This window comes from Streptomyces sp. OR43, assembly GCF_008042275.1.
Lineage (GTDB): Bacteria > Actinomycetota > Actinomycetes > Streptomycetales > Streptomycetaceae > Streptomyces.
The window spans coordinates 4,555,458-4,562,650 of sequence record NZ_RDBK01000043.1 but is presented as its reverse complement, the minus strand read 5'-3'; the positions used below and the strand labels follow the sequence as shown (position 1 = coordinate 4,562,650).

The 7,193-nt window shown below is 72.2% G+C and carries 6 protein-coding genes; all 6 read right to left on the bottom strand.

Going from position 1 to position 7,193, the window contains the following annotated elements:
* Positions 1 to 1,539, bottom strand: a 1,539-nt coding sequence (locus tag EAO72_RS39580; protein WP_148022294.1) for a gamma-glutamyltransferase family protein, incomplete at its 3' end; no start/stop codon positions are given.
* A 93-nt stretch (positions 1,540 to 1,632) separates the two neighbouring features.
* Positions 1,633 to 2,589: an ABC transporter ATP-binding protein gene (locus tag EAO72_RS39575; protein ID WP_148022293.1), complete on the bottom strand. Its 957-nt coding sequence runs from the start codon at positions 2,587 to 2,589 to the stop codon at positions 1,633 to 1,635.
* Positions 2,590 to 2,672: 83 nt separating this feature from the next.
* Positions 2,673 to 3,770, bottom strand: a complete 1,098-nt coding sequence (locus EAO72_RS39570) for an ABC transporter ATP-binding protein (protein ID WP_148021812.1) — start codon at positions 3,768 to 3,770, stop codon at positions 2,673 to 2,675.
* Positions 3,767 to 4,660: an ABC transporter permease gene (locus tag EAO72_RS39565; protein ID WP_148021811.1), complete on the bottom strand. Its 894-nt coding sequence runs from the start codon at positions 4,658 to 4,660 to the stop codon at positions 3,767 to 3,769. The genes EAO72_RS39570 and EAO72_RS39565 overlap by 4 nt, the downstream gene beginning before the upstream one ends.
* Positions 4,657 to 5,610 (bottom strand): ABC transporter permease, encoded by a 954-nt coding sequence (locus EAO72_RS39560; RefSeq protein ID WP_148021810.1) that lies wholly within the window; start codon positions 5,608 to 5,610, stop codon positions 4,657 to 4,659. The genes EAO72_RS39565 and EAO72_RS39560 overlap by 4 nt, the downstream gene beginning before the upstream one ends.
* Positions 5,607 to 7,175 (bottom strand): ABC transporter substrate-binding protein, encoded by a 1,569-nt coding sequence (locus EAO72_RS39555; RefSeq protein WP_261991778.1) that lies wholly within the window; start codon positions 7,173 to 7,175, stop codon positions 5,607 to 5,609. Before EAO72_RS39555 ends, EAO72_RS39560 begins: the two co-directional genes overlap by 4 nt.
* Positions 7,176 to 7,193: the final 18 nt, after the last annotated feature.

Sequence of the window (7,193 nt, the reverse complement as noted above, 5' to 3'; positions counted from 1 at the left end):
GTCCTCAGCGAGCACGCCCACGCCGTCGCCGCCGGTGAGTCCGGCTTCGACGCCATGGGGATACCGGCGGCCGGTGCCGGTGAGCCGACGGTCGCGAAGGACGGTGCGGTCTCCGGACCCGGGGGTGAGGGAGTTCGGCAGGCCCTCGTCCAGCCAGGCCATCTGGAGGCGGGTGCCGAGCGGGAAGCCGAGCTCGGGGACGACCGGGTTGGACTGGAGCCAGCCGCCGCTGGGGGTTGCGGAGACCATGTTGCCCCAGCGGTCGACGACGTCGACGTGGCAGGTGTCTCCTCGCGTCGCGCCGTCCTTGGCGACGGCCGGCTCCCCCGGTCCGGAGACCGCACCGTCCTTCGCGACCGTCGGCTCACCGGCACCGGCCGCCGGTATCCCCATGGCGTCGAAGCCGGACTCACCGGCGGCGACGGCGTGGGCGTGCTCGCTGAGGACGGGGGTCCGGCCGTCGGGGCTGCCCGGGCGCAGCTCGTGCGAGGCCCGGTCGGTGACCAGCGCACGGCGGGCCGCGTTGTACGGCTCGGAGAGCAGCGCGGCGAGCGGGACCTCGGTGGCGTCGCCGTACCAGGCCTCCCGGTCCGCCATGGCGAGCTTGCAGCCCTCGATGAGCAGGTGGACGTAGGCGGCGGAGCCGTAGGCCGGCAGTTCGGCGGGCAGCAGGGCGAGCTGCTGGAGGAAGGCGGGGCCCTGGCTCCAGCCGCCGGCCTTGGCGAGCGTCCAGCCGTTCCAGTCGTACGTGGCGGGGGCCTCGTACGACGCGGACCAGCCGGCCAGGTCGGCGGCGGTGAGGGTGCCGGTGTGGCGGGTGCCGCTGGTGTCCATGGTGGGGACGGCGGCCTGGCGGACCAGGGCCTCGGCGATGAAGCCCTCGCGCCAGATCGCACGGGCGGCCTCGATCTGCGCGGTGCGGTCGTCACCACCGGTCTCCTCGGCCTCGGCGATCAGCCGGCGCCAGGTCGCGGCGAGCGCGGGGTTGCGGAACAGCTCGCCGGGGACCGGCGCCTTCCCGCCCGGGAGGTAGACGTCGGCGGAGGACTGCCACTCGGTCTCGAAGAGCTCGCGGACCGTCTCGACGGTCTGGCCGACGCGCTCGACGGGTGCGTGGCCGTCCTCGGCGTAGCCGATGGCGTACCGCAGTACCTGGGCGACGGTCTTGGTTCCGTGGTCGCGCAGCAGCAGCATCCAGGCGTCGAAGGCGCCCGGCACGGCGGCAGCGAGCGGTCCGGTGCCGGGGACCAGGTCGAGGCCGAGCGCGCGGTAGTGGGCGACCGTCGCGCCGGCGGGTGCCGGGCCCTGGCCGCAGAGGACCTGGACGTCGCCGTCGTGGGGCGCCAGGATCATCGGCACCTCGCCGGCCGGGCCGTTGAGGTGCGGTTCGACGACGTGCAGGACGAATCCGGCGGCGACGGCGGCGTCGTAGGCGTTGCCGCCGTCCTCCAGGACCGCCATCGCGGACTGCGAGGCGAGCCAGTGGGTGGACGACACCATGCCGAAGGTGCCCTGGAGGGTGGGCCGGGTGGTGAACACGGATGCGGCTCCTTGCTGCGACGTTCTGTGGTTCGTTGCGGATCGTACGTACGGGAGGCGGGCCCGGGGAACGGGGCCGCCTCCCGTACGGGGTCAGGCGGCCGCGTCCGGGGCCGTACCGTCGTCGTCGACGAGGTGGCAGGAGACCTGCCGGCCGCCGGGCAGCTCCCGCAGGACGGGAACCTCGGTGCGGCAGCGTTCCGTGGCGAGCGGGCAGCGGGTGTGGAAGCGGCAGCCGGGCGGCGGGTCCAGCGGACTGGGCAGCTCGCCGTGGAGCACGATGCGCTCGCGGGAGCGCTGGAGCACCGGGTCGGGCACGGGCGCGGCGGAGAGCAGCGCCTGGGTGTAGGGGTGCTTGGGATCGGCGAACAGCTCGGCGGTGGGGGCCTGTTCGACGATCTGGCCGAGGTACATCACGGCGATGCGGTCGGCGAGGAACTCGACGGCGGCCAGGTCGTGCGTGATGAACAGGCAGCCGAAGCCGCGATCGCGCTGGAGATCGGCGAGCAGGTTGAGGACCGAGGCCTGCACGGAGACGTCGAGCGCGGAGGTCGGTTCGTCCGCGACGACGAGGTCGGGGTCGCAGGAGAGCGCGCGGGCGATGGAGATCCGCTGGCGCTGGCCGCCGGAGAGCTCGTGCGGGTGCCGGTCGGCGTGTTCGGGGCGCAGTCCGACCTGGGCGAGCAGTTCCTCGACGCGCTCGCGGACGGCGGCGCCGCGGGCCCGGCGGTGCAGCCTGATGGGTTCGGCGATGATCTGGCCGATGGTCATGCGCGGGTCGAGCGAGGACGAGGGGTCCTGGAAGACCAGGTGGAAGTCCTTGCGCAGCGGGCGCACGGCGCGGCGGGACAGATGGGTGATGTCGGTGCCGTTGATGTGGACGGTGCCGCCGGTGGGTTCGTCGAGGCGTACGGCGCAGCGGCCGACGGTCGACTTGCCGCTGCCGGACTCCCCGACGAGGCCGACGACCTCGCCGCGGCCGACGGTGATCGAGACGCCGTCGACGGCGCGGACGGTGCCGCCGCCGGACGCGGCGAAGTGGCGTTCCATCGAGTCGATCCGCAGCACGGGGTGCTGCTGGTCCCGGGCGCCCTCGGCGCTTTCGCGGGGGGCGGGGACGGTCTGTGCTGCGGTCACTTTCCGGCCTCCTGGTCGGGTCGCGCGGGCTCTGCGGCAGCGGTGCCCGTGAGGGTGTCGGACGCTTCGTCGGCGGCGTACGGGTGCCAGCACGCCGCCCGGTGGGCGGCGTCCGTCCCCGTACGCGGATCGACGGAACGGAAGCCGGGCCGGCCGCCCGTGCAGGTGTCGTCGGCGCGGCCGCACCTGGGGGCGAAGGTGCAGGCGTCGGGCTGGCTGTCGAGGCTCGGCACCAGTCCGGGGATCTCGGGCAGCCGGCGCTTGCCCTCGCCGCCGGGGCGCAGGACGGCTCCGAGCAGTCCGCGGGTGTACGGATGCCGGGCCGTGGCGAACAGCTCGTGGACGGGGGCCTCTTCGACGGAGCGCCCGGCGTACATCACGAGAACCCGGTCGGCCGCGTCGGCGACGACGCCGAGGTCGTGGGTGACCAGGACGATCGCGGTGCCGAGCCGCTCGCGCAGCGACTGGAGGACTTCGAGGATGCCGGCCTGCACGGTGACGTCGAGTGCGGTGGTCGGTTCGTCGGCGATGAGGACCGAGGGGTCGCAGGCGACGGCGATCGCGATCATGACGCGCTGGCGCATGCCGCCGGAGAGCTGGTGCGGGTACTCGTCGACGCGGCTGCGCGGGGCGGGGATGCCGACCAGGTCGAGGAGGTCCACGGACCGCTCCCTGGCCTCCTTCCGGCTCAGGCCCTGGTGCCTGCGGAGCACCTCGCCGATCTGCCGGCCGATGGTGAGGACCGGGTTCAGCGAGGTCATCGGCTCCTGGAAGATCATCGCGATGTCCTTGCCGCGGATCTTCTGGAGCTCCTTCTCCGGCGCGCCCACGAGTTCCCGGCCGCCGACGCGGATGGAGCCGCCGATGCGTGCCGTGGGCGGGAGCAGTCCCATCGCGGCCATGGAGGTGACGGACTTGCCGCACCCCGACTCCCCCACGACGGCGAGTACCTCGCCGGGGTGCAGGTCGTAGGAGACGCCGTCGACGGCGTGCACGGTGCGGGTGTCGGAGCGGAAGGAGACCGACAGGTCGCGGACGCTCAGGACGGGCTCACCCACCCGTCCCCGTACGGATTCGAGAACGGTCTCGGTCATCGGGTCGCTCCACGGGGGTCGAGGACGTCGCGCAGTCCGTCGCCGAGCAGGTTGAAGGCCAGGGTCGCCGCGACGATCGCCAGGCCGGGGAAGACGGCGAGCCAGGGCGCGGGGGCCAGGAAGGACTGGGCGCCGGAGAGCATCACGCCGAGGGACGGGTCCGGGGGCTGGACGCCGAGGCCCAGGAAGCTGAGCAGCGCCTCACCGATGATGGCGGCGGGGATGCCGACGGTCGCCTGGACGATCAGCGCGGAGGTGGCGTTGGGCAGGATGTGCCGGAAGAGCACGGTCCCGTCGCCGCCGCCGTTGGCGATGGCCGCTCCGACGTAGTCGACGTGCTTGAGCCGCAGCGTCTCGGCCCGGGTGATGCGGATGACGGCGGGGATCTGCGAGATCCCGATCGCGATCGTCGCGTTGGTCAGCGACGGGCCGAGGATCGCGGCGAGACCGACGGCGAGCACCAGGAAGGGGAAGGCCAGCATGGTGTCGGTGAGCCGGGAGATCGCGCCGTCGGCGAACTTCCCGTAGTAGCCGCCGACCAGGCCGAGCGGTACGCCGACGACGAACGCCAGCACGACGGCGACGAGGCCGACCTGCATGGAGGCGCGCGCGCCGTACACGATGCGGGACAGCTGGTCGCGTCCCAGGTCGTCCGTGCCGAGCCAGTGGGCGGTGCCCGGTTCAGCGAGGACGTTCCCGAAGTCCGGCTGGGCGGGGTCGTACGGGGCGATCAGCGGGGCGAGAAGGGCGACCAGGATGAAGACGGCGGCGATGATGCCGCCGGTCATGGCCAGCCGGTTCCGGCGCAGGGCGCGCAGCCGTCCGTTGCCGGCCCCCTTCTTCTTCGCGGTCTGCGGGACGGTGGGGAGCGCTGGGGTCGCTGTGGTCACCGGGCACCTCCGAGCCGGATGCGCGGGTCGATGACCGAATAGACCACGTCGACCAGCAGATTGATGAGGATGTACGCGGCGGAGGTGCAGAGCACCACGGCCTGGAGCGTCGCGTAGTCACGGGTGAAGACGGCGTCGATGGTGAGCTTGCCGAAGCCGGGCAGGACGAAGATCTGCTCGGTGACGACGGCGCCGGAGATCAGGTGTCCGAGCTGGAGCCCGAGCACGGTGACGACGGTGACGAGCGAGTTGCGCAGGGCGTGCCCGCCGACGACGGACCGCTTGGACAGACCCTTGGCGCGGGCGGTGCGCACGTAGTCGGCGGAGAGCGAGTCGAGCATCGCCGCCCGCGTCTGGCGCATCACGACGGCGGCGAGGCCGGAGCCGAGCACGATCGCGGGCAGCACCATGCGGCGCAGGTTGTCGAGCGGGTCCGTCCCGAACGGGACGTATCCGGAGGCGGCGAAGACGGGGACGGCGATGGCGAAGCCGAGGACCAGCACGATGCCGAGCCAGAACGTCGGGATGGAGAGCCCGATCAGCGCGATGACGTTGGCGATCCACTCCTCGGGCTTCCCGCGCCGTACGGCGGCCACGACCCCGGCGCCGATGCCGAGGACCACGGCGAGCAGCAGGGACAGCGCGGCCAGCTCCAGCGTGACGGGGAGTGCCTGCCCGATGGCGTCGGCGACCGGAAGCCCGGTGCGGGAGGAGTTGCCGAGGTCGCCGGTGAGGGCGTGGCCGATGAAGCGGGCGTACTGCACGACGATGTTGTCGTTGAGGCCGTACGCCTCGCGGATCGCGGCGAGCGCCTCGGGGCTGCGCTCCTCGCCGGCCAGGGCGAGCGCCGGGTCGCCGGGCAGCGCCCGGATGCCGGCGAACACCACGATCGAGACCAGGAAGAGGGTGATGAGGGACTGGCGCAGCCGCGTCAGCAGGTATTTCGTCATCGGGTGTACCCCGCATTCGTGACCCGGACCAGTCCGTCGCCGTAGACGCGGATGCCCGCGACGTCCTTGGTGGCGACGACGTAGTTCTTCTGCCGGTAGAGGTAGATCAGCGTGTGCGCGTCCTGCACGCGCCGGGTGAGCTCGTCGTAGATCTCGGTGCGCCGCGCCGGGTCGGCGACGGTGCGGCCCTCCGCGATGAGCTTGTCGATCCCGGGGTCGCCGAGTCCGTAGGCGTTCATGGCGCCCGCGGTCTTGAGGAAGTTGGAGACGTTGCCGTCCGGGTCCAGCCGGCCGGACCAGCCGCTGGTGAAGACGTCGTAGTGTCCGGCGTCGGTCTCCGAGAGCATGGTGGCGTACTCGGTGGGCCGCAGCGAGAGGTCGAAGCCGGCCTCCTTGACCATGGCCTGGAGGACCTGTCCGACGCGTCCCTGCTCGGGGGTGGTGGAGGTCTTGAGCTCGATCTTCAGCGGGGTCTTCACGCCCGCTTCCTTCAGCAGCTTCTTGGCCTTGGCGATGTCGCGCTTCGGGCAGTCCTCGGGCCTGACGCCGGGGGCGATGGCGGACTGGGGCGAGATGGGGCCGCAGGCCGGCTCGTACATGCCCTGGAAGACGACCTCGTTGAGGGTGTCGCGGTCGATCGCGAGCTCGAACGCCTCCCGGACCCGCACATCCCGGGCGATCGGGGTGTCGAGCCTGCCGGGCTTCTGCCCGAGGCCCTTCACGTTGCCGACGTTGAGGCCGATGCCCTGGTAGCCGAGCGAGGGCGAGTTGAAGAGCTGGAGTTTCGGCTCGGTGAGCGCGCTCTGTACATCGACGGGACCCATCTGGTCCCCGACCTGGAGGTCGCCGGAGCGCAGGTTGGCGAGCCGGACGTTTCCGTCGGGGATGGGCTTGTAGACGACGCCGTCGAGGTGGACCTTGTCCGCGTCGTAGTAGTTCGGGTCCTTCTTCAGCACGATCCGGTCGCCGCCGACGCGCTCGACGAAGCGGAAGGGGCCGACGCAGGAGGGGTGGTTCGTGAAGTTCTTCCCGTACTTCTTGAGCGCGGCCGGTGACATCACCATCCCGGCCCGGTCGGCGAGGACGCCGGTGAGCGGGACGTAGGGCTGCTCGAGCTTCATCCGTACGGTGTCGGAGCCGGCGGCCTCGATGGAGGTGACCGGGGCGAGCTCGGTGCCGCGGGCGGATCCGGGGAGATCGCGGTGGCGCAGCAGCGAGGTGACGACCGCCGCGGCGTCGAGCCGCGTGCCGTCGCTGAACTTCAGGCCGGGACGCACCTTCAGGGTGACGGTGCGGCCGTCGGCCGAGGTGGTGGGCAGTGCGGCAGCGAGCTGCGGCACGACGACGCCGTCCTCGTCGATGTCGTAGAGCTTCTCGCACATACCCGCGAAGACCGTGCGGCCGACGAGGGTCTGGGCGAGCGTCGGGTCGAGTTTGTCCGGGTCCGAGTTGAGGGCGACGGTGAGTGTCCCGCCGTCGCGTACGGACCGGTCGTCGGTTTTGCGTACACCGCCGACCTCGGTCGCCGAGGACTGCAGCGACGCGCAGCCCGACGTGAAGGACACCAATGCAACCGCCACCAG